Origin of the sequence: Streptomyces melanogenes (assembly GCF_014649795.1) — a bacterium.
Taxonomy (GTDB): domain Bacteria; phylum Actinomycetota; class Actinomycetes; order Streptomycetales; family Streptomycetaceae; genus Streptomyces; species Streptomyces noboritoensis.
In genome coordinates, this window is record NZ_BMTS01000042.1 from 21,584 (window position 1) to 44,174 (window position 22,591).

Below are 22,591 nucleotides of genomic sequence, written 5' to 3' on the forward strand. Positions count from 1 at the left end.
GCATCAACCCGGGATCAACAGAAGGTCAACCGGACCAGCCACGCCGACAGTGCGACGCGCAGCCCTCGCGGACATCTCCCTCGGATCCGTGGCACATGAGACGGTCGCGGTCTGCTGTCCTGCGACCACCCGCCGGGATGTCCTCCCGGCGGCCGATCTTGAGGAGCGGACCGCTGGAAGTCACCTCGGCTCACCCACATGTCCCTCAGACCGGTGGTGAAGTCCACCAACTCGGCCGTCGCGCCGCGCGCGGCGGCGGGCGCATGACGGGAGAGGCATCAACGGCACGTCAACAAAAGCTCTACGGCCGCTACCGGTACAGGGGTTGGCGGCGCCGTGTGACCAGCGACTAGCCCTGCGAGGGGCGTCAACACGCCATCAACAAAAGTTCTACGGCCCTCAACAGCGGAAGGAGTTCCCGCAGCGAGCGCCCAGCGGCCGACCATGCGAGGGCTAGGCTGGCGCGCTCCGGTGAGGGGGACCGGAGCCGTACGTTTCGGGGAGTCAACGGGGGATTATGGACATGTACAGTTTTGTGCTGCTCGGGCCGCCGGTCGTGTCGCGGGGCGGGACGGTCGTCAAGGCGATGCAGCCGCAGCAGATGGCCATGCTGGCGGCACTCGCCTTCCGCGCGGGGCGGCGTGTGGGGACCGAGGACCTGATCGACGGGATGTTCGGGGACACCCCGCCGCCCAGTGCCGTGAACATGGTCACCAACTACGTGCTGCGGCTGCGCAAGAGCCTGGGCGCCACCGCGGTCGTATGGAGCTCGGGCGGCTATCTGCTCGACGTCGACCCGGCCTGTGTGGACGCCACCGAGTTCCTGCGCCGCACCGGCACCCCGCCCGAGGGCGATCCGGTGGCCGAGGCCGAACGGCTCGGCGGGGCGCTCGCGTTGTGGACGGGAGAGACCGCCCTGGCCGGACTGCCGGGGCCCTGGTGCCAACGGCAGCGGGAGTCACTGGCCGAGCACCGCGAGGCCGCCCGCCAGGGCTGGTTCGACCAGCAACTGCTGCTGGGCCGGCACGAGCGCACCCTCGTCGACATCACCGCCGCCTCCAGGGCCCGGCCCTACGACGAGCGGCTGTACGCCACCCTCATGATCGCGCTCACCCGCTCCGGCCGACAGGCCGAGGCACTGGATGTCTACCGGCGGGCCCGCAGTGTTCTGATCCACGAACTCGGCGTCGACCCGGGTCCGGATCTGGCCCGCGTCCACGAGGCGATTCTGCGCGGTGAGGACCCCGGACCGCCGTTCGCGGCCGCTGCCCCGGTCACCCTTGGCGCCGCTGTACCCGCCCTCTCTGTTGCTCCCGCCAGCTTCTCACCCGCCGCCCCCCAGCAACTCCCCTCTCCACCCGCAGATCTGACGGGCCGCCAGGACCAGGTCGCCGGGCTCGTCGACGCGCTCCGGTCGGCCGGCCACGCCGTCGGAATGGTGACGGGCATGGGCGGCAGCGGCAAGACCACCCTGGCGACCGTGACCGCGCACGCGGTCGCCGGCGACTTCCCCGACGGGCAGTTGTGGGCATCGCTGCACGGCGCCTCCGACACCCCCGCCGACCCCGGCGACGTCCTGGCCGACTTCCTCCTGGCCCTGGGCGTTGCCCCGGAGCAGCTGCCTGACGCCACCGCCCAGCGGGCCGTCCTGTACCGCACGATGCTGGCCGACAAGCGCGTCCTGGTCGTCCTCGACGACGCCGCCGACACCAACCAGATCACCCCGCTGCTCCCGGGCTCTCCCCGCAGCGCGGTCCTGGTCACCTCCCGCACCCGCCCGACCATCGGCGTAAGCGCCGCTGTCGCCCTGGAGCGGATGGCGCGCGCCGAGTCCGTACAGCTCATCGCCGCGATCATCGGTGCGGAGCGGGCGGCGGCCGAGCCGGACGCCGTCGTGGCCCTCGCCGCTGCGTGCGGGGACCTGCCACTGGCGCTGCGCGTCGTGGCGACGCGCCTGGCCCACCGGCCGGGCTGGAGCGTGCGGTCCATGGTCGACAGGCTGGCCGACGAGGCGCGGCTGCTGGGCGAACTGCGCACCGGCGACCTGCGCGTCGCCCAGGCCTTCGAGCTGTCGTACGGTCAGCTCACCCCCGACCAGGCCCACGCCTTCCTCATACTCGCCCTGCCCAAAGCACACACCTGGAGCCTGTCGGCCGCCGCCGCGGTACTGGCCCTGGACGAGCACGCCGCCGAACAGGTCCTCGAAGACCTCGTGGACACGGCACTGCTGAACTCCCCCCAGCCCGGCCACTACGCCTTCCACGACCTCGTCCGTGTCTACGCCCGCGCCAAGGCCCGCGAACAACTCGACGCCCGCGACCACGCCGCGGCCCTCACCCGCGCCGTCGACTTCGTCCACGCCACCGTGGCCGCCTGCCTGCGCACGGCGGCGCCCGCCGTCATGCGGGCCATCGGGCCGCGCGGCGCGACACCGACAGTCAGCGCCGGTGCGAGTGGCCTCGACGACGGCGCGGCCGCCCGTGCGTGGATACGCACCGAACTGTCGGCCATCGTGGCCATCTGCGAGCAGGCGGCGGCCCAAGGCGACCGGGAAGCGGTCGTCCACGCGGTGGAGACGGTTGGTGTGCTCGCCGCGTGGACGGATGCCACCCCCATGGCGGTGCTCGCGGGCGCCGCTGAGGCCCTCGCCGTGGCCACGGCACCCGGAGGCCGGGCCTACTCCGGCGACTTCACCCATGCCATCGCCTGCCATGCCACCGGCTCCGTCCGTGTGGTGGGACCGCGGCCGCGCAGCGCCATCGCGGCGTTCACCGAGGCCCTCCGCTTCGCCGGGGCCGGTGCGGAGGATGCGGTCGACAAACTGCGGCCGCACTACCTGACGAGCTTCGCCCACTACGGCCTCGCCCTCACGTATCTGCAGCTGAGGGAGTTCGCCGAGGCCCGCCACCATGCACGGGTCTCCATCGAGGTCGCCGCACGCACGGGCAACGAGGACCTCATCCATCAGCACACCCTGGTGCTCCTCCAGATCGAGGCGCGCGACGAGGAACGCCACGTCGACACCGGCGACCTCGCCCGCCAGGTCCTGGAGCTCGCCGCCTGGTTCGAGCGGACGGGCGACCAGGATTCCGCGATCAACGCGATCATCATCGCCGGGGATGCACGGCATCACAGCGGGCAGTTCGTGCAGGCGGCACATCTCTATGAGCGGGCACAGGCCCTGGCGTCCGCCGTCAGGAGCGGCGCCGTCGAGACGGTGTGCCACTACCGGGCCGCCGAAGCGTACGCGGCCGCCGCCGACGGCAACGGCGCCGACGCACTGGCGCGGGCGGCGCTGCGGCACGCGGCCGCCGCCGTCGAGGGCGCGACCCGGTGCGCCGAGGAACTGATCACGGCCCGCGCCCACCAGGCGATGGGCAAGGCCCTCGCCGCCAGCGGCTCTCACCGCAAGGCCCACGAACACCTCACCCTCGCGGTGACCGGCTACTCCCACCTCGGCATGACGTCCGAAGCGGACCTGCTCACCGCGCTGATGGCCGCGGGCGGACCGGCAGATCACATGTAGAGAGCGGGTAGACCACCGCTCGGCAGTCTTCTCCCAACAGGCCGGACGACAACAGGATCCGGCCCCGGGAGAGGAAAGGAGGGTCACATCATGATGGGACGTACCACCCGCTGATCCGGCGCCGTGACGAGTGATCCGGACCCCGATGGTGTCCGTGCCCCCCAGGAACAAGAGGAACATCAGGAGGGTCCGCATGAAGCGCTACCAGGAGCAGTGATCGACTGATCACGCACCACCACGGCACGGCCCCAGGTCGCTCATTCCCCGGCCTGGGGCCGTGGCCGTCCGCTGTCCACGGCCGAGCGGGAGAGGGCGGTATCCGGCCCTTCCGCTACCGGCTCCGGGGTCCGGCGCCACATGGGCGGCCCGGGAGCAGACCCGGTGCAGAGCCGCGGTAGAGCCGGTGCGCCCAGGCTGCGGGCATGACTGAAACCGCCTCGCGTCCGATACACCTGCCCGGCCCCGGCGAGACCGCGGACGCGGACCGAACCGACGCCCGCGCACAGCGGATCGTCGTCGCCGCCGCGATGACCGGCAACGCCGGCTACGGCCTGCTGTCCACCCTCACCGTCCTGTACTTCAGCACCTTCCTCCACCTGTCCGCCTCCCGGATCGGACTGGCCCTCACCCTCGCCGGTGTGGGCGCGATGCTGATCGGCGCGCCGATCGGCCGCCTGGCCGACACCGTCATCCCGCCGCAAATCGGTGCCGCGCTCTCCTACCTTCTGCTCGCCGCCACCGAGACGTGCCTGCTCCTGGCCGACTCGTTCGCCACCCTGCTCCCCGTCCTGCTCGCCGCCTCCGCCTGCCAGCTGTCGGCCGGCACCATGCGCCAGGCGATCGTGGCGCGGATCGGAGGGCCACGCCCCGCCACCTTCCGGGCCAAGGTCTCCGCCCGTTCCAACCTGGCCATGGTCCTGGGCATGGGGGCCGGCAGCCTGGTGATCGCCACCGGATCCCGGCGGGTCTACTTCGCCGCGATCCTCCTCTGCTGCGTACTGACCGCGGTCCAAGGCCTGCTGATGTTCACCGTCCCGCTCCCCGGCCCCACCCCCACCCCCGCCACCGCCGCGGAGACCGGGACCCAGCCGGAGGCCGGGCCCGGGGCCGCCCGTTGGGAGGCCCTGCGCGACCTCCCCTACCTCGCCGTCTGCGCCTCGTACGGAGTCCTGACACTCTTCGAGGCCGTCGTCACCGTCGCTCTGCCGCTGTGGATCGCCCAGGAGACCACCGCGCCGCTCTGGCTGATAGCCGCCTTCGGCATCGCCAACGCCCTGTCGATCGCCTTCCTGCTCACCGCAGTCGGCAGCCGGGTCAACACCCCGCGCAAGGCCGGCCGAGCCCTGGCGGTCGGCGGGGCGCTCAGCGGAACGTTCTGCCTGCTGGCCGTGCTGGCCTCCGGCCTGCCCACCACGGTCGCCGTCGTCGTCCTGACCACCGGCGTCATCGCCTCCATCGCCGCCGAACTGCTCACCGTGTCCGCGGAGATGGAGCTGACCATGACCCTCGCACCCGACCATGCCAAGGGCCAGTACCTCGGCCTGTCCCAGAGCACCCTCACCGCAGGTCTCGCCCTCGGCCCTTCCGCGGCGACCCTGGCGTGCATCACCTGGGGGCAGGCCGGCTGGCTGCTGCTCGCCGTCCTGTTCACCGCCGCCGGAGCCGCGGGTCCGGCCATCACGGCCTGGGCGCAGCGCACCAGGCCCCGGCCGTGAAGGGTGCGCCGGTCCACCTGATCGGCATGCCCGAGGCGCGCCGTTACAGCCCGGACGACCACTTGCAGCGTATGGCGTTCAACAGGCCAACGAAGTAGCGGCTTTGACGGCGGAAACGCAAAGCTCCCTGCGGGCGGTCTGATCGGCTCCCCGCAGGCGGACACGAGATGTCCCCGCTGACGGACACGTGATGCTGCTTGGCTGTCCAGACCACTTGGCCTGTTCTCTTGGCCAGTGTGACGAGCGAAGGGGAGATCATCAGGCCACGAAGTCAAGGATCACGGGACTACCGTCAAGTGATCTGGCCTGGCGGGGTGTTGGGGGTGGAAATCGGGCAGGGCTACGTGGAATCGTCGCTCCGCTGGACGAGGAATTCCTCCGCCGCACCCTGCCCAACCCCCGGTCTCCTGCAGTGGACGCCCGGCACGCGGCTGCGTGGTGGCGGCACCGCATCAGGGAGATATGACCGCCAACCTCACGGGGACGTCCCCGAACCGCCTCTTTCCTCAGACGCTCCGACTGCTGTCAAAGTGGCGACGGTCGGCCTGTCCGTCCCATTCCCTCGACGCGCACTGGATCCGGGCCTGGGCCGCGGACCTCACCGCGCACCGGAAAGCCGTCCTCGCCGCGTTCGACACCTGACTGCCTTTTCGCTCCCGGCAAGAACGCGGTCACACCCCGACCGCTTCATCTCAGCGGAACCCAGCCCGGCCACCACGGCGGGACACCGCCGGGGCATGCGTCTGTCAGGGCACGGTCAGGAAGGGTGCCGGAGACGGCCAGATGGTTCCACATGATGACCGCCGGTGCGAGCAGCACCAGTGAGGGCGGTACGGTCCGGTGGACCCAAGGCCCCGGCACGCCGGGTGCTGTCCACAGAGACCCAGAAGACGGCGATCGCCGTGCTCAACGCCAGCGCCGTGACCACCAGGAAATGCGGAACCAGCCAGACGTTCTCGCGCCCTCCGGCCGGCTGCGTTGCACCCTCTCGGGGACCTGCCGACCAACGCAGTTGAGGCACATCCGGCGCCGACACCGCACAGCATCATCGTTCCACGCGATCGGGTGGGTGTGCGGCACTTCCGGATCGACGAGAGCTGCGGCTTCGCCTGGGTGCTTCAAGACCCTCCGCAGTTCACCCGCTCCGACGAGCTGCCACAGGTCGACCTGCGCGCCGAGCGCTTCGGCAGCCTGCACCCCGAGAACGTGCAGGAGATCTTCGAGGACTCCGAACTGGTCTTCGCCGCAGCCGACGGCACCTGGAGCGCCCTGAAGCCATGGAGCACATGACACCGGGCCCGGCCGGGCATCTCGCGGCAGCCGGCCCGAATCGTGTCGGGTGACGGTCCCCTCGTCTGTCTTACGGAGCCTGTTGTCGAGCGCGAGGGCAACGTCCTCGATCTGGCGGGCTCCGTCAGGGCACACGCACGCTGCGGGGTCGCGGGCGCATGCAATGACAGCGGCCAACGGAAACGCTCTCGGGAGCGGGAACCTCAGCCCTGGGTTTGCCGGAAGGGGGCTGCGATGGACAGGTCCTCGTCGAGTTTCGCGACCACGACGGCAGCAAGCGGCGCGGCATACTGGGCAGCCCACTCTTCGACGGATGTCAGGAAACCACCGAGCTGGTCCTGGACCCCGCCCAAGAGCTCCGGCAACTGAGTCAGTGGCAGGTCGATGGGGAGCCCATCGAAACACTCTCCGCCAGGCCACAGCCGGGCGGTCTCTCCGAGGTGCTCGACACGTGGTGTGGGGTCGTGGCCGAGCCACGGCGTTTCGCCGTTCATCAGTTCATGCCAGTCCCGCCAGTTCTCCAGACCGCAGCAGCATCCAGGTGATACCACAGTCGCGGTGGCGGTATCCCGAACCCGCAGACCGCCGGGAGCGACGACCCGCTCGGCCGTCACCAGGCGGCGGACCTGCTCCATGCTGTCCTGCGGATCGCGGGCCCGGCGCTCGCGATGTCCCTTATTGCAGTTGGTCAGGACCGCCATGGCGGTGCCGACCTCACGCGACGACAGATCGCCGGACAGAGCCAGGAAACGGTCTGCGGGCGAGTCGTCAAAGGGCCACAGAGCAAAGTCGGCGGCCACGTATGTCTCCAGCACCGCTTCCACGATCAACATGACTCCAGTATCGCCCCTCGGCTGGTGCGGATATCCCTTCGCGATCCAGCACAACACCACCGCCGAGCCCTACCGCTGGACCTACGAGAGCGGTTCACCGGCGGCGCGACCAGGCCGACCGACCTCTACCGCGAGATCCGCGGACTTGGCCACCAGGGCAGCGACCAACCCGTGCGCACCTACGTCGCCGGACCGCGGACCGGCGACGTCGAGCCCACCCGCGGCGCCGTCGCCCGCCCACGCAAGATCACCGAAAGGATCATGATGCCCCGCGGCGCGCCGACGCATCTCGAAGAGGACGAACTTCTGGCCACACGCCTGGCCTGCCCGGACGTCGCCCCGGTCCTGCGACCTCGCCCGCACCTTCCACGGGCTTCTCCAACACCGTCGCGGCCAGCAACCGTCGGCGTGGGTACGCGAGGCCGAACGGGACGCCCCGCCCCGATCCTCGCCTTCGTGCAGGGGCTATGCACCTCGACCTCGATGCCGTCACCGCGGGCCTCGCCCTCGCGTGTGGCTCAAGCATCGTCGAGGGCCACGTCAACCGCATCAAGACGATCAAGCGACAGATATACGGCCGGGCCTCGCTCCCCCTCCTCCGCACTCGGATCCTGCTTCGATCGCGGCCTGAGGACTCACAGAATCGCGGCCCGAACCGAAACCGTGATCGTCGACAGTTTCCCGAAACCGACCCAGGTCGGCCCACCACCGACGAAATCCGAGCCATCCAACACGCCTGGGCCGCAGCCAGCGCCAACACCCCTGGATGACCTACACGAGAACAGCGAAAGTCGAGTGACACTCGCTGGCTGCCCTTCCCCCCTTCCCGCGCATCGAGTACGGCATCATCTGGCCCCGCAACAGCAACACGCCATCCGTTCAGGCCTTCGCCAAGGCCATCGCAGGACTCACGACCACACGGCGCTCGCCAGCATGGTTCTGGCGTTGTTACCGACGTCGGAGCCAATGGCAGGGGTGGTGCGGAGGTCCCGGACAGCCTGCGACCGCCCGATCCTCGGAGGCGAGCCGCAGGTCGAGATCAGCACGAGCGGCCGCTCCCGGCCGGCCCCGTGCTGCCGTAGCCGGTGTCCAGCGACCCGTCGATGCCGAAGCGGGCGTTGGACGCGTTGGTGCCCGCGACACCGACCGGCCCCTGGCCGGCACACAGCTCGGGTTTCGCCCTTATCGGAACAACGTGCACTTCCTGTCACCCGCCTCGTTGATCCTGGAGGGATTCAGGGGAGTTGGCGGGGCCGGTCGACGACTGTCCGTTCCAGGATGGCGTCGGCCCAGACCAGTGTGCCCTTCTTCCCCTTTTCGCAGTCCTTGGTGAGGTAGGTGCGCCGGCCGAGGAAGGACAGGGTCGTCTTGTCGAAGATCCATTCGGTGCGTTGGTCAAGCTGGTGGTCTTCGCGGGTGATGACCAGACCGTGGCGGCCGATCGCGTCGACGCCGTCCGGTCGCTCCTCCACACCGGGAATCCTCGATGCCGCTTTGTACAGGGCCGCTTCCGTACGAGGTGGCATCACGTTCCTGGAGAGCAGTTGACCGAAGGATTCGAAGACGGTCTGGTCGAAGTCCAGGCCGTCCCGCATCGGCAAGTTCTCCTTGCGGATGCGCTGGTAGAGGGTGTCGGGGTCGGTGGGCAGGGAGGCCAGCCACCGGTAGGTGGGGCGGTCGATGCCCGGCGCCGTCGTCTTCCCGTGGATGGGGACGAACTTTCTGTCGGTGCGGAAAACCCCCCGGACGAACTCCCCGTCGGTGCGGTACACCCCCCTGTCGTCGGTGGGGCGCGGGTCCTGCGGCACCCAGTCTTCCCGTTCCTGGAGCGGCCCCGTCTTGACCGGTCTGATGTGGGCTGTGGTGGTGGCTTTGCTGCGGATGTAGACGTACTGGTCGTCCCGTACCGGCTCGGTGCGGGTCGTGAGGGCCACGGTGGCGAGCCGGTCGAACAGCGTTGCCGCCCCGTGCGGGGTGCCGGGGGCGGCTGCCTCGACGGGGGGCACGGAGCCGTCCTTGCCGGTCCCGGGCAGGGCCGTGAGCAGTACGACCGCTGCCACGGCCGCCGCCGCCAGCGGCAGCATGATGTGCGGGCGCACCAGGCGACGGCGCGAGCACCGGTGGTGCGGTCGGGGCCGGTCGCTGTCGATGGCAGCCAGCAGGAGTTCCTTGTGGTGGCGGTGGCGGCCGGCGGGCAGGTCCCGCTCGGTGGGGGTGGGCAGCAGGCGGGCGAGTTCCTGGCGGTCGGGGGTCTTCATCGGGCCTCTTCCTGGACGGCCAGGGCCGACGGGGCGGCCGTGGGTGCTGTCGTGCCGGCGGACCGGATACGCCGGGAATGCCGAGGGTGGCCGGGCGGTGCGGTGAGCTGTTCGTCGGTGAGCTTTCGCAGCCGGGCGCGGGCGCGGGAGAGGCGGGATCGCACGGTGCCCACGGGGATGCCAAGGGCCTGTCCGGCCTCGGAGTAGTCGAGGTCGGACCATACGCACAGGGCCAGTACCTCCCGCTCCGGGCGGCGCAGCAGCCTCAGCGCCTGGCGTACGGCGTGCAGTTCGCGGCTGCCGTCAATGCGCGAGGCGGATTCGTCCGCGAAGTCCATGATCTTGTCCGCCTCTGGCCGCCGGGTCAGGAAGGCGAGTCGGCGGTGCAGGCTCCGGTTGGCGTTGCGTGCCTTGTTGGTGGCGATGCCCCACAGCCACGGCCGCAGGGACCCGCCGTGCGGCTCTATCTTTTCCCGGGTGCGCCACGCCTCCAGGAAGGTCTCGGACATCACCTCCTCCGCTGTCGACCAGTCGCCCGTCAGCCGGTAGGCATGGTTGTAGACCCCCCGCGCATGCTCCTCGTAGAGTTCGGCGAACGCCTCCCTGTCACCCGCTCGTATGCGCTCGCGCATGAATCCCTCTCAGTCCGTCTCTCCTCACATCCCGTTCCTCTCCGCGCCCCCGAGCCGGTTCCGGTGACCTGTGCCACATCGCAAGGCCGTACCCGCCAAGGCTCCAACCCGACCGACCAGGACGGGCAGTGCCAAGAACCCTGAGCCGCAGCCACTACATGACCAGGGCGTGCATGCGGGCCCAGTGCGGCCGACCCGACAGCCCAGCCTTCCGACGCGCCGCCCGCTCCCCAGCCCTCTCCACGCCCGGCGAACATCGGCCTCGGGGGCTCCTCATACCCATCTCCGCAGTTCAGCCCGCATATCTACCACAACCTGCCGAAGGCCGGACTCCGGTTGTTTGCCGGGGGTCGGCGGCGCTGTGGGTGCTGTAGGTGTGCTGTCTGGTCGGGGTGCGGGCCGGGGCCGTCGCTTCCCGGCTTCGCTGCGCGCTGTCGCTGATGCGGATCAGGAGCGCGACCATGAGCCAGTTGGCGAGCATGGAGGAGCCGCCTTTGGCGAGGAAGGGCAGGGCTTTGCCGGTCAGCGGGATGAGGCCCATGACGCCGCCGGCGACGACGAACACCTGGAGCAGCAGGGCGCTGGCCAGGCCGACCGCGAGGAGCTTGCCGAACGGGTCGCGGGACAGGAGGCCGGCACGCAGGCCGCGTTGGGCGAGCAGGCCGTACAGGACCAGCACCGCCATCACTCCGGTCAGGCCGAGTTCTTCGCCGACGGTGGTGAGGATGAAGTCGCTGTTGCCCGCGAAGCCGATGAGTTCGGGGTGGCCCTGGCCGAGGCCGGTGCCGGTGAGGCCGCCGCTGCCGAAGCTGAACAGGGCCTGGCCGAGCTGCTGGGAGAGGCCGGCTTTCTTGCCCGCGTCGGTGAAGGCGTCCATGGGGTGCAGCCAGGCAGCCACACGGCCGTGGACGTGCGGTTCCATCGAGCCGACCACGCCGGCGCCGGCCACGGCCATGAGCAGGCCGCACACCACCCAGCTGGTCCGCTCGGTGGCCAGGTACAGCATGACCACGAACAGTCCGAAGAAGATCAGCGAGGTGCCCAGGTCCCGCTCGAAGACCAGCACCAGCAGGCTGAGCACCCAGATCGTGGCGATCGGTGCCATCTGACGGCCCGGCGGCAGCCGTACGCCCCATACGCGCCGGCCGGCCAGGGCGAGCGCGTCACGGCTGAGGGTGAGGTAGCCCGCGAAGAACACCGCGATCATGATCTTCACGAACTCGCCGGGCTGCACCGACAGCGGCCCCAGCATGATCCACCGCTTGGCCCCGAACTGGTCCGCGCCGAAGAACGCCGGTGCCATGAGCAGCACCAGTGCGGCAGCCATCGTCACGTACATGTACCGCTGCAGCCAGCGGTGATCACGCAGCACCAGCAGGACTCCGATGAACGAAGCCAGCGCTATCCACGTCCACACCATCTGCCCGCCACCCGCCTGCGCCATCTTGAGGTAGGGCTTCGCGGCGTAGGTGAGGTCCAGACGGTACAGCAGCACCAGCCCCAGGCCCGTCAGCAGCAGCGCCAGCGGCAGGATCAAAGGATCCGCCCGAGACGCCCAGCGCCGCACCACCAGATGCGGCACCAGCGCCAGCAGCACCACGCTGACCGCGAACCCCGCCAGTCCCGACGGCAGCCGACCCTCTATCGACAAGCCGGTATACGCGTAACCCCCCACCGTGATCACCACGGCGAAACCGAGCAGCAACGCCTCCGTGCGCCGCCGGTCACCAACCGAGATGCGCGGCCGCGCATGCTCCTCGCCGAGGCCGGCACACACCTGCCCGTCACCCCGTCCTACGTACCCACGCATGAATATCCCCCCTGTCTGTTTCCCCTCACATCCGGTTCCTGTCCGCACCCACGACACAGTTCCCGTGACCCGCGCCACACGAGAGCGGCTCGTTTTCCCGGGTACAGCCAGCCATTCCCCGCTCACGGTCTCCACCGTCGGCCAGCCGTCCACGCTGCGAGGGGATTGACATCCAGTTGGCTCACGGAAGGTGGGGTATCGGGTGATTTCCTCATCATGCCGGTGGGTTGACGGTAGGGGGCGGTCCGGGGAGGGGTGAATGTTTCCGGCGGGTCGAGTGCTGGTCTTCGCGGCTGTGGGGTTCTTCCGTGGCAGCGGAGGGGGTAACAGGGCGGCTGCTGCCGCTTTCGTCTTGACGACAACGGATAGAGGACGTAGATCGTGACCAATGTGCAGGGGTTGGCGAGACCGCCGGTCATCCGCCGGGCGAGGGCCCGGCGCGCCGGTGGGTGGTGTGCTGCGGCCCTGCTGACGTGTGCTGCGGTGGCTCTGAGTTCGGGTCCGGCGCTGGCCAAGGACCAGGGCCCGGGCATCGACTATCCTGAGGTCCCGACCGCCGTCATCGCGCCCGGGCAGACGGGTCCGGTGACGTTCGGAATCAAGAACACCACCGAAACGAGCATCACGAGCGACGGGCCGACGCACCTGACGGTGACAGCTCCGAACGGCACGGTGTTCGCGGACAACACCGTGACCCCGATCGGCACTGCGGCGGGCCCCTGGTCCTGCACGCTGAAATACAGCAACACCTGGATGGACTGCACCTCCGACTACAAGGGTGTGATCGTCCCTGCGGGTGAGGTGTGGCAGTGGCGGGTGAACATCACGGTCAACTCCAACGCGCCGTACGACGACACGCCAGTGCCCGGGTTTGCCAGTCTCTACTACCCCTCGGGCGGCCAGGTGGTGTGGAACGCTACCGGCCCGGCGTCTGTGAGAGTCAGGACGCCCCCGTGCCAAGGGGCCGACTGCCCCGTGGACACGACCGCCGTCATCGCGCCGGGGACGTCGGGCACGGCGACGTTCGGACTCAAGAACGACTCCGACAAAATCCCGAGCGACGAGCAGCTGTACCTGTCCGTGTGGGCTCCGCCCCACACGACCTTCACGGACGACACCGTGACCGCGATCGGTGACGCGCCCGGCCCGTGGTCCTGCGTCCGGGAATTCAACAACATCCGCCTGAGATGCGTCTCCGACTGGAAGGGGGTGCCTGTCCCCACGGGCGAGACCCGACAATGGCAAGTACACCTCGCCGTCGACTCCGACGCGCCGTACAACACCACGCTCATCGGGCAGGGGGCCCTTCTCGAGTGGTGCGGGAGCTATGTGGTTTCCAGCAACCAGGGGAATCCGGAGACCCTCAGAGTCAAGACCGGTCCCCCACCCGCATGAGCTTGTCCCTTGACCTCACTCTTGAACACCCATAACACCCATGCCTGAGCCGGTATAGCCACCACTGAACCGTTCCGGGTTCGGCAGAGACCATCTCTGCCGAACCCGGAACGGTTCGGAGACCCCAATTCATGACATGCCCAGCGGCGGATCCATTGACGTGTCAGTCACAGGAAGCCGTGCGGCCGGTAGGCGATGATCCGGCTGCCGGCGGCGACGTACACGGTGTGGTTGGCTACGGAGACTCCGTTGCTGGCGAGCGCGGCGACGGCGTCCGTCGCGCCGTCGATGGCCAGGGGCCGGCGGAGGATCTGCAGGCCGGTGCGTGCGTCGTAGGCGTCGAGGAATCCGATCGAGTCGACTGTGTACACGACTCCGTCCGCGGCGGCGACCGGCTGGTAGTGGATGCCGTCTCCGACGGGCGAGAGCCAGGTGGCCGTGCTCGCGTCGGGTGGGAAGGCAACCATCAGCGTGCCGGGGGACACATCGGCGTACACCCGGCGGGCCACAGGGTCGTAGGCGGTGGAGGCGCCGTTGCACACCAGGCAACTGACGCCGAGCAGGATCCGGCGCTCGGCTGTCATCGAGTCCGCCCGGACCAGGTGGTAGATCCCCGATTTCTGCAGCTCACCGATGAGCAGTGCGCCGTCCGGGCCGCGTATGAGGTTGGGTGCCGCGCCGAAGTCGAGGTCCTGCTGCAGGCAGCCCACACTGTCGCGGGCTTCCTCGAACGGGGGGAGGAAGGGCGGGAAGGGCGGGATCGTGGGGTTTTCCGGGAGCAGCATGCAGATCGGCCGCGCCAGGTCGCGCAGGATCGGGACGTACTGGTCGATCAGTCCCTTGTAGGAGGCGATGACAGTGCCGAAGGTCGTCCTGCTCTGCCTCAGGTCGATCTTGAGGATGGCGTTGGTCCGCAGGTTTTCGTGCTGCTTGCTGAAGGGGTTGCCGGTTCCGACGTAGGCGTATCCGGTCGCCGTGTCCACTGCCGGAGTGCTCCAGATCCCACCGCCGGCATCACCGGCCTGCTGGTCGGCGGCCGGTATGGTGTAAGTGTGCTTGAGCGGCTGGCCGTTGGACTCCCGCAGGATGGTGAACCCGCCCTGGGCGGTGGGTACTCCCTCCGGGCCGGAGAAGCCCATGAAGATGGCTCCCTGGTACACGATCGGGCTGGCGTGGGTGTAAGCGCCGGGCTGCGAGTCCAGCGCGGGACTCTGCCACAACTGCCTCCCGGACTGTGCGTCCAGTGCCAGTACGTACGGGCCGCCGGACTTGTTCACCGCCACGAATACCCGCCGCTGGTCGACGGCGATCGTGGAGACCACGACGCCTGCTCGGGCGCCCGTCTCGTCGACGGTCAAATCGATGTGCGTCCGCCACACCAGGCGGCCGGTGTCCGCGTTCACGGCGGCCACGTCGCCGGCGGCGTCACCGATGTACACACATCCTCGCGCGACGGCCGGTGTGCCGGCGATGTCCTCATAGCCCACCACCTGTGACGGGTGACCGGTGGCGTAGACCCAGCGCGGTATCAGGGTGGCGGCCTTGACCGGCGGCAGTGCTCCCTCGTCCTGCTGCGTACGCGTGTTGGCGTAGTCCTTCCCGTACATCGGCCAGTCGCCCCCGGGCGCCGTCGGACCCGAGCATCCCGGGCTGCTCGACACCGCCCCCGCCCCCGAAGGAGCCAGTGCACTACTGACAACCATCACCACGGCCACGGCCTTGGCCATCCTGGCGAGTGGTCGCATGGCGGGACCTCCTGGGACGAGGGGGACGATGCGGAAGGTGTGCCCTTGTCAGGGCCGCGCCCCGCGCCTGACACCGTCCCGGTCGCAACCGCGACAACCGGCGCGCTCGTGGAGGCCGACGATGTAGAGCGCATCACTGACCTCCCTACGAGAAGGGCCTCTTCCCGCGCCGTACGCATGAGCCAGGACGCGTACCGCAATTGGTGCAGCGAGCACCCGGACCACCTACGTCCGGACTACTGCAGACAGCCGGTTGCGGAGCAGTCCCGTCTCGATGCGGCGCGTGTGGGGAGTGTCCGCCCGTAGACCAGATCTGGCCATACGCGCGACGGGGCACGCGGTTGCGCGCCATGGGGCACGTCACAGCGAAGCGCCGCACGTCATGGCCCGCGCGTGACCGTGGACGCGCAAGGGGTTCTCCGTGCAAAACAACACGTCCGCCGCGCCGGTCGCGAGCGCCGGCCCGCCTCGGTCCGGTACACGCCGAGGAACCCGGTTCCCCCGATGACACAGGTTCCCAATTCCTCCAGGAGTCTCCGGTACGACGGGGGGACTTCAGACCGAGATCGTTCTCCGCCGCAGTGATCAATTTCCAGGGTGCAGCCATCCGCATGGTTCGCGATGTCCTCGTTGGCGCGCACCAGGTCGATGAATTCATCGACCGCTTCCGCCGCCGCCGTCATCCGCCGAGCTCCTCGAAGCGGGCCCTCCAGGCCTGCGACATCGCCTTCGACGGGTGCCTCTCAGGGGCCCACAACTGGACCAGAAACCAGCCCAGTTACACCGAAGCCTTTACAGTTCCTGCCGGACTTCCAGCGCAGCTGGTGACTGTTCTTGCTGTGCAAGGGTGGCGGTCACCTCGACGATCGGACCGTCCTGTGCCTCAGGGCTGATTCAAGGTCTGGTTCATGAGGTTGCGTTGCAGGTCAAGGCAGTCCGAGCAGGTCGAGCGGGCGGGTGAACGGCGTGCAGGAGATCTCCCGCGGTGCGGCGGCGATGTTGCGACAGCCGGTGTCCCGGAGGGTGTTGATCGCGAGGTTCCGCAGTGCCGAGCAACGCACCCCTGTCAGCGAAGCGTCTTCTTCATGGAGAAGCGGACGTACAGGTACTCGTCCAGGATCTTCGACAGGGGGATGCCCGGACGCCCCACGAGTTCCGGGAGGGCCGCCTCGGCCGCGCCCGTCTCGCTCAGGACGCCTCGGGCCCAGTCGCGGCCGAGGGTGAGGTGGCGGGTGAAGGTGTCCGCGTCGCGGGCGCCGTGCAGCCGTTCGGCGATCGCCGCGTCCCACGCCATGACGGCTTCCGGCCGCAAGGCGTAGAGGGTCTTGGCGGCGGCGGTCGGGCCGAGGGAGCGTGCCACCCGGCCCGCCGCGACGGGTATCGCCGCCAGTTCCCCGTAGGCGCGGCCGAAGGCCGCCAGACAGGAGTCGCTCAGGCCTGCGAGGGTACCCGAGGGCAGGTCGCCCTCCCAAGCGTCCCACCAACGCGCGATGCCGGTGTCGAACAGGGCGGGTTCGCCCTCTCGCGGGTAGCGGATGCGGCAGCCCCAGGAGTTGAGCCAGCGCAGCAGAACGGCGCGGTGGTCGGCGCGGCCCAGGTCGATGGCCGGGCGGGTGTCCTCGTGAAGGCCGTGCCAGCTCCGGTCGATGTCGGCGAACCCGTTGAAGACGTCGGCGGCCGCGCGCAGGTCGGCGAGGGTGGGCCGGTGGAGGGCCGACGCGGCACCGGCTCCCAGGTGGGTCGCCGCCACGCTCCTGGGGACGACCATCCGCCACGCCTCGGTGACGATCTCCCGCATCTCCTCCGCGTCGATGGCGGCCAGCCGTACCTGCACCCAGTTGAAGCGCTCGTCCCTGGGAGAGGGCATCGCGAACTTGTCCGGGTCCGAGGCCACCAGCGCGGCACGCTCCTCCTTGGGGTAGGAGAAGCCCATGGCCGTCTCGTCCCGGGAGAACGCCAGGTAGACGATCCGGCCGACACGGAGCTTGACCCGGTCCCGCACGAGGGCCTCGTACGTCCGAGGCAGGGTGAGGGCGTAGGCCCGCACCTCGTCGATTGTCACAGCCATGCCGATCCCGCCCTCGTTTCGATGGGTGGCGGGCCGGGGTGCGGCCCGGTCCCGCCGCCCTGTGTCATCAGTTGTCCGCCACCGTGACGACGCTGATCCCGGCGAGCGCCTCCTCGGTCCGCGAGCGCGCCTCGCCCGCCGTCGCGGCGACGGCGGTTGCGGCGCCGATCCGCTCCTTGGAGCTGCGCAGCCTGCGCACCCGGTCCCCCGCCTTGACCACCACGTTGCAGGAGACCACGCCGGGTACCTCCCGGGCCCGGTCCACGCCGTCGACCGCCTCGACCAGGCCCGGTCGGGCGTGCAGGAAGCGAACGGCCGCCGCCCTCGTGGCGCCGCTGGGCAGAGGGCCGGGCACCGGCTCGCCCTTCATCAGGGTCCAGAAGTGCCTGACGAGGTCCACCGAGTACGCGCGGTCGATCAGGTCGATGATGCCGTCGCCGGCGAAGCGGCCCGCGCACTCGACGAGGTACGCCGTGCCCTCGCGGACGATCCACTCGCAGTGGACCACGCCGCTGCCGAAGCCGACCGCCTTCAGTACCTGCCGGGTCTGCTCGAAGAGCAGGTCGCGCAGCTCCGCCGGAATGTCGGCGGGTACCACGTGCCCCATCTCGACCGGGCGGTCGCCGGGGAAGAGGGTCTTCTCCGTCACGTTGGCGAACAGCGCGGTGCCCCGGTCGACCAGCATCTCCACGCTGTACTCGGCCCCGGCCACGTACTGCTCCACGAGCATCCGCACGTCGCGGGGGCGGTCCGGCACGAAGATGCCCTCGTCGTGGTCGGTGCACTCGGTCCAGGTTGCTCTGCGCCAAAAGGATCTCCGGTGTACCGCCTTCGGTGCTGCCACGCGTACGGTCCTCTCGCTCTGCGCAAGTCTTCTTCTTTCCACGCTAGTTGCCACGAATTTTGTTCCAGATCTGCCTCCCCTTTTACTGCCTGTTCTGGAAAGCCGTTGCCGGCGTGTGCGGGAGGTGGGGATGCGCTCGACAGTCCTCGACACGGCCGCGTTGCCCATCGGCGAGCGGCCGGAGGCGTGGGCCGGCGCCATGGCCGTGGCGCAGATCCCCCAGCACGTCACCTCCCTGGCGACGGGCACTTTCCAGGCGCGGGTCGAGATGACGCCCCTGGGCGCCGGACAGGTCTCCGTCCTCTCCTCCTACGCCTCCGTGAGCGTACGGCGGACAGCCCGGCACGTGCGCCAGTCGGACCCTGAGATGTACCGCGTCAACGTCGCCATGGCCGGAGAGGTACGTATCGACCAGTACGGGCAATGAATCCTCCTCGGACGCGGGGATCTGGGCTTCGGCGACAGCTCCGAGCCGCTCGACATCCACGCCGGTCAGTCCCCCGCCCGCCACCTCGTCTTCCAGTTCCCGAAGCACCTCCTGCGGCTCCCGCGGGCCTGCAGCACCTCACGGGCCACACCATCGCCGCATGCCGGGGCTACCCCCAACCCGACGCCTTCTCCCGCGCCTTCCGCACAGCCACCGGAATGTCCCCCAGCGAATACCGCGCCGACGGGAGCCAGCCGACGCCCGCTGGCATCACGCACGACGAGGACCGAGCGCCGGGCCGAAACGTGCGTCATCCGGTGAGTTGATGCCGTTGGGATCCAGGACACGGCCGGGGCGGCGCGTCACCCCAGGGGCTGTCGACGCGAACGTCGCCGTCCTGACGAGTCGCCGGCACACCGGCCCCGCAGAACTGGAGGCGCAGGGTCCCACTGCGGTCTCCGCAGGCCAGTGCGCCATACACGTACCCTGCAGCGTCCGATACGCCCGATCAGCACCACTCTGAACTGCGAGCTCAACAGCATCACAGGGGGAACGGTTTCGGCCGGAACGACCACTCCATGATCCCCGGCCGGGCTCATCTCTCATCAGGGCCTGCAGAAGCGCCACCGGCGTGCGGCCCAGACTTACCGTGCCCGCTGGATTGCTGAACAGCATGACCGGGGTCGAGATCATGGCGGCGGGCGAAGGCAGGCCAGCGCGGATCCCCCGCCTTGCCCACCGCCGCCAGCGAGCCCCGCGCGCGGGCCTGGTCCACGGTGAGCGCCAGGTGCTCTCGCTCTCGGCTGGACTGGGTCCCGCTGGGCATCCCCCGCAGGGCCGCACCCCGGGCACTCGCCTGTGGGGTGCGGCCCTGCGGGCGGCGGCTACCGGAGACCGAGACGGGCCTGCAGTGCACCTCCGACTACAAGGGCGTGGTCGTCCCTGCAGGGGGAACCGTCCAGTGGCAGGTGAACCTTGAAGTCCTCCCCGACGCACCCCGCAACACCACCCTGGAATACGGGAACAACGTCTCCCTCAACTACTTGTGCGGCTGTGAACTCGTGTTCACGCCAAATATGACCATGAAGGTCAATACCGGCTCCAAACCCCTCTGACCAAGGCCGCCAGCACGGCTGAGCTGGGAAGACACTGATTGTTGTGTGGTGGCCCCGTCGTACTCCTACCGGAGCATGGTGGAGGTAGGGCGCCATGGTGCCTTCGCCGGAAGAGCTTCAGGCGCGGGAGCCACGGCACAACAACGGCTCCCGGATGGCGAGACCCGGGAGCCGCTGCTGTGGGGGTGCAGATGCACTTACCCCACCAACGAGTCAGCGCCACTACAGGACACGCACCCGCCGGCCCGGCTGGTGACAGAACGCCCGCCCCGAGCCCCGACCCGGGCTCCAGACTTCAGCCCGAATGGCCCCGGGCATTCGGCGGGTCCGGGTGACGTCTGCCCGACCTGCGGAACGGACGGCACAGAAGCACACGTAGCCCCCAGGTATCTCGGAGCCGTGCCTGGATGAGGAAGTCCGCCTGGTCCTCGGGCTTCGTGAGCCGCTTCCCGTCCTTCTGGATAGCGTTGCCGACGCCCCGCACACCCAACACACCCAACACACCCACGCGGCCTACCTGGACGACTTTGCCGAAGCTCTGTCAGCCGAGGGGGTGCTGGTGTCAGTAAAACCCGGAGTTGACGATGTGGTTGCTGCGTCGGTCTGTCGAACGCAGAAGGGGCGGCAGGTGCCAGCCCACGCTTTGTCCGTCCTCCAGGTGCAGGTGGAGCGGTCAGCGTCGGCGTCGCAGGCCGGGCCGGTCGTCGCAATGACCGGCTCCACAGGCGCGGGAGCGGGAACCGTATGCCAGCGTCCACCGTCGAAGAAGCAGCCCTGCAGCCGCCTGGAAACCCCCTGTGACAGCATCCCGCCACCGTTTGTCCGTCCTGTTCCTTGCCTGGGTCGGTCTCGCCGCTGCCGCCGGTTGCACGGCCAGGGCTCCGTCTCGGGCCGCGCACAGTCCCACGGTCCAGGCGTCCGGGTGGGCCGAGCCGGACCGGTATACCTTCCGTATGTTCTCCACGTCGGGGGAACGCCCTGGCACCGGGAACTTCCGGCTCACCATCGACAACGCGAAGATCGTCAAAGCAATCCACCTCGACGACCGGGGGCGTCCGCTCAGCCAGGCAGATCCCCAGCACTTGCCGACCCTCGGTCAGCTCGTCACGAAATGGCGTACGGCCCGTGAAGGAGCATGCCGATGTCGCGCACGCGGCGGTCTTTGCCGCAGACGGACACCCCGCAGAGTGCCACATCGACTGGATGAAGAACGCCATCGACGACGAGGCCGACTACTACGTCACCGAGCACCGCGAACTCGGCTGAACGCTGCGGCCATGGGAGGCGGACCGCACCCGCGTCGCGTCGACCGGGAAACGGCGAGCCTGGGGCGTGGCCGTGACGCCAAGGCTCAGCCCAGGTGGGGTTCGGGGCGCCACCGGCCTCATCCTGTCACGGCCGAGCAATGTTGCCGCCTCATGCCGAGCCGGTCGAGGTCCGCCCGTCGCCCGGTACCACGGCTCGTCGAGCTCTCTTCATCGAGGACACCGGCGCCGAGGCGCCGGACATCTGTCCTTCTGCCTGGCCTGGCCACGGCGCGCTCCTACCCGGCAGACTCTCCCCAGACGGCGGGGGCCTCTTCCTTCGCCCTGCGGGACATGACCGCCTCCCAGCGGCACCTCAACGGCTACCGCTGGGCCGACTGTCCGGCCCTGCTGGTGCGCGATGCCCCGGGGAGCGGGCCGACCAGCGGACACCGGCCGCGGCCCGGGGACCCTCGGTCCGTACAGTTTCCTCGTGCACCACGGCCCCGGCAGGGGCCGTGACTGACCGATCGACGAAAGAGGGGGAAGCCATGCAGATAGGAAAGATCGCCGTCTCCGCCGCGATGGCCACCGCAGCCGTTGCCGCCACCGCACTCCCGGCGTCGGCCGCCGGGAAGGCGTTCTCCGGGCCGGAGTTCATCGCCGCCACGAAGCTGACCGCTCCGACGACGGTGGAGTTCGCCTACCGGTGCAAGCCGGGAAAGAAGCGCGAGATCAACGTCGGGCTGTCCGCGATGGTCAACGGCAGGCCCGCCACGGACGCCAACCAGTGGCTGCCGAGCAAGCAGGTCGTGTGCAACAACAAGACACAGCACGTGACACTGAAGCTGACCAAGTACCAGTTCGGACTGGACCGCAAGATCCAGCCGGGCGAGAAGGCGACGGTGTGGCTGATGATCGACGACGGGCCCTACGTCCGGCAGATGCGCAACATGATCGCGCGCTGACCCGTCGAGTCCGGACCCCCGTCCATGACAGGGCGGGGGTTCCCTGCCATCCGGTGGTACGGCGGTGCGTCTGAAGGTGCGTCGCCGACACCCGCCTCCTGCGTGTCCGGGCCGCCTTCCTCCGGGACCCCGACACAAGCCCCTCGAAGCTTGTGGAGAGCCGGGTGCGGTGCCAAGTCGCATGCCCAGTTCGGGAAGCGGCTCCGGGAAACGGGCCGGTCGAAAGACCGGAACCGCGTCCCGGGCCGACTTCACCACCCTCATCCGGTATCCCGTCGCATCCCATCTGTCCTGTGCCATCGATTCTTGAGCCTGTGCCATCGAAGTTCGGTTGCACGACCGCTTGCTGCCAGCCGATCCGGCCCGGATTTCCCATGCCGCCAACGTCTGAAAAGGGGCGGGCCGACGGGCATGGTCAAGGGGCCTCGCGACGGCGAGGCCCCTTGACCATGAGGGGAACCGGATGGTTCAACGAGACAGCCGCAAAATGGTTCTGCGCCCACGCAGCCACCTTCTCCGTCGGGCACGGCCGTTTCAGGGGCGTTGGGCATTGGCCCGCTTGAGCGTTCCGCCTGCTGAGTTCGGCGTGCCCGGTTCATTGCGTCAGGCGCGATACTCACAGTGGGCGGGTGAGCGACATGACAGACGCCGGGGCGGCCGACGGTACGGGCAGTGGGGCCGAGGAACACCGCGCGGGCTGGTTCGAGTTGTTCTTCGACCT

At 69.4% G+C, this 22,591-nt stretch carries 17 protein-coding genes; 8 read left to right on the forward strand and 9 right to left on the reverse strand.

The genetic code is table 11. The annotated features are described in order from the left end of the window. Positions 1–523 precede the first annotated feature (523 nt). From IE252_RS40305 to IE252_RS40315, 3 genes are all read left to right on the forward strand, one after another. Complete coding sequence (locus IE252_RS40305; protein ID WP_190094477.1) at positions 524–3,526, forward strand: AfsR/SARP family transcriptional regulator; 3,003 nt, start codon at positions 524–526, stop codon at positions 3,524–3,526. Between the two features lie 422 nt (positions 3,527–3,948). Next, positions 3,949–5,241, forward strand: a complete 1,293-nt coding sequence (locus IE252_RS40310; protein ID WP_190094478.1) for an MFS transporter — start codon at positions 3,949–3,951, stop codon at positions 5,239–5,241. 1,071 nt (positions 5,242–6,312) lie between these two features. Next, entirely contained in the window at positions 6,313–6,531 is a 219-nt protein-coding gene (locus tag IE252_RS40315) for a hypothetical protein (protein ID WP_190094479.1), read from the forward strand. 203 nt (positions 6,532–6,734) lie between these two features. Here IE252_RS40315 and IE252_RS40320 read toward each other — a convergent pair whose 3' ends face one another. The 5 genes from IE252_RS40320 to IE252_RS40340 all read right to left on the reverse strand — a co-directional run bounded on the left by IE252_RS40320 (position 6,735) and on the right by IE252_RS40340 (position 12,064). Then, on the reverse strand, positions 6,735–7,364 hold the full coding sequence (locus IE252_RS40320; RefSeq protein ID WP_190094480.1) for a hypothetical protein: 630 nt from the start codon (positions 7,362–7,364) through the stop codon (positions 6,735–6,737). 1,039 nt (positions 7,365–8,403) lie between these two features. After that, positions 8,404–8,565, reverse strand: a complete 162-nt coding sequence (locus IE252_RS40325) for a hypothetical protein (protein WP_190094481.1) — start codon at positions 8,563–8,565, stop codon at positions 8,404–8,406. Between the two features lie 34 nt (positions 8,566–8,599). Further along, positions 8,600–9,622, reverse strand: a complete 1,023-nt coding sequence (locus tag IE252_RS40330) for a CU044_5270 family protein (RefSeq protein WP_190094482.1) — start codon at positions 9,620–9,622, stop codon at positions 8,600–8,602. Next, positions 9,619–10,254, reverse strand: coding sequence for an RNA polymerase sigma factor (locus IE252_RS40335; RefSeq protein ID WP_190094483.1), 636 nt, complete (start codon positions 10,252–10,254; stop codon positions 9,619–9,621). The genes IE252_RS40330 and IE252_RS40335 overlap by 4 nt, the downstream gene beginning before the upstream one ends. Before the next feature lie 292 nt (positions 10,255–10,546). Continuing rightward, positions 10,547–12,064, reverse strand: coding sequence for an FtsW/RodA/SpoVE family cell cycle protein (locus tag IE252_RS40340; protein ID WP_190094484.1), 1,518 nt, complete (start codon positions 12,062–12,064; stop codon positions 10,547–10,549). Positions 12,065–12,547: 483 nt separating this feature from the next. Here IE252_RS40340 and IE252_RS40345 point away from each other — a divergent pair, with 483 nt between their 5' ends. After that, positions 12,548–13,459: a COG1361 family protein gene (locus IE252_RS40345; protein WP_190094485.1), complete on the forward strand. Its 912-nt coding sequence runs from the start codon at positions 12,548–12,550 to the stop codon at positions 13,457–13,459. Between the two features lie 167 nt (positions 13,460–13,626). Here the strand turns inward: IE252_RS40345 and IE252_RS40350 are convergent, their stop codons facing one another. From IE252_RS40350 to IE252_RS40360, 4 genes are all read right to left on the reverse strand, one after another. Beyond that, positions 13,627–15,204, reverse strand: a complete 1,578-nt coding sequence (locus IE252_RS40350; RefSeq protein ID WP_190094486.1) for an outer membrane protein assembly factor BamB family protein — start codon at positions 15,202–15,204, stop codon at positions 13,627–13,629. Between the two features lie 926 nt (positions 15,205–16,130). Continuing rightward, a complete protein-coding gene (locus IE252_RS44085; RefSeq protein ID WP_268248470.1) occupies positions 16,131–16,265 on the reverse strand; it encodes a hypothetical protein in 135 nt (44 codons plus the stop codon). A 5-nt stretch (positions 16,266–16,270) separates the two neighbouring features. Next, positions 16,271–17,272: an MmcQ/YjbR family DNA-binding protein gene (locus tag IE252_RS40355; protein WP_190094487.1), complete on the reverse strand. Its 1,002-nt coding sequence runs from the start codon at positions 17,270–17,272 to the stop codon at positions 16,271–16,273. A 67-nt stretch (positions 17,273–17,339) separates the two neighbouring features. Next, a complete protein-coding gene (locus tag IE252_RS40360; protein WP_229849116.1) occupies positions 17,340–18,116 on the reverse strand; it encodes an ATP-grasp domain-containing protein in 777 nt (258 codons plus the stop codon). Positions 18,117–18,246: 130 nt separating this feature from the next. Here IE252_RS40360 and IE252_RS40365 point away from each other — a divergent pair, with 130 nt between their 5' ends. The 4 genes from IE252_RS40365 (at position 18,247) to IE252_RS40385 (ending at position 21,870) form a co-directional block, all read left to right on the forward strand. Beyond that, positions 18,247–18,543 (forward strand): AraC-like ligand-binding domain-containing protein, encoded by a 297-nt coding sequence (locus IE252_RS40365; protein WP_190094488.1) that lies wholly within the window; start codon positions 18,247–18,249, stop codon positions 18,541–18,543. A gap of 731 nt (positions 18,544–19,274) precedes the next feature. Then, positions 19,275–19,658: a hypothetical protein gene (locus IE252_RS40375; RefSeq protein ID WP_190094490.1), complete on the forward strand. Its 384-nt coding sequence runs from the start codon at positions 19,275–19,277 to the stop codon at positions 19,656–19,658. Between the two features lie 1,125 nt (positions 19,659–20,783). After that, on the forward strand, positions 20,784–20,924 hold the full coding sequence (locus tag IE252_RS40380) for a hypothetical protein (protein ID WP_190094491.1): 141 nt from the start codon (positions 20,784–20,786) through the stop codon (positions 20,922–20,924). Positions 20,925–21,453: 529 nt separating this feature from the next. Next, positions 21,454–21,870 carry a hypothetical protein gene (locus IE252_RS40385; RefSeq protein WP_190094492.1) on the forward strand — a complete coding sequence of 139 codons (417 nt, stop codon included), beginning with the start codon at positions 21,454–21,456 and terminating at the stop codon, positions 21,868–21,870. The last annotated feature ends 721 nt before the right edge of the window (positions 21,871–22,591 follow it).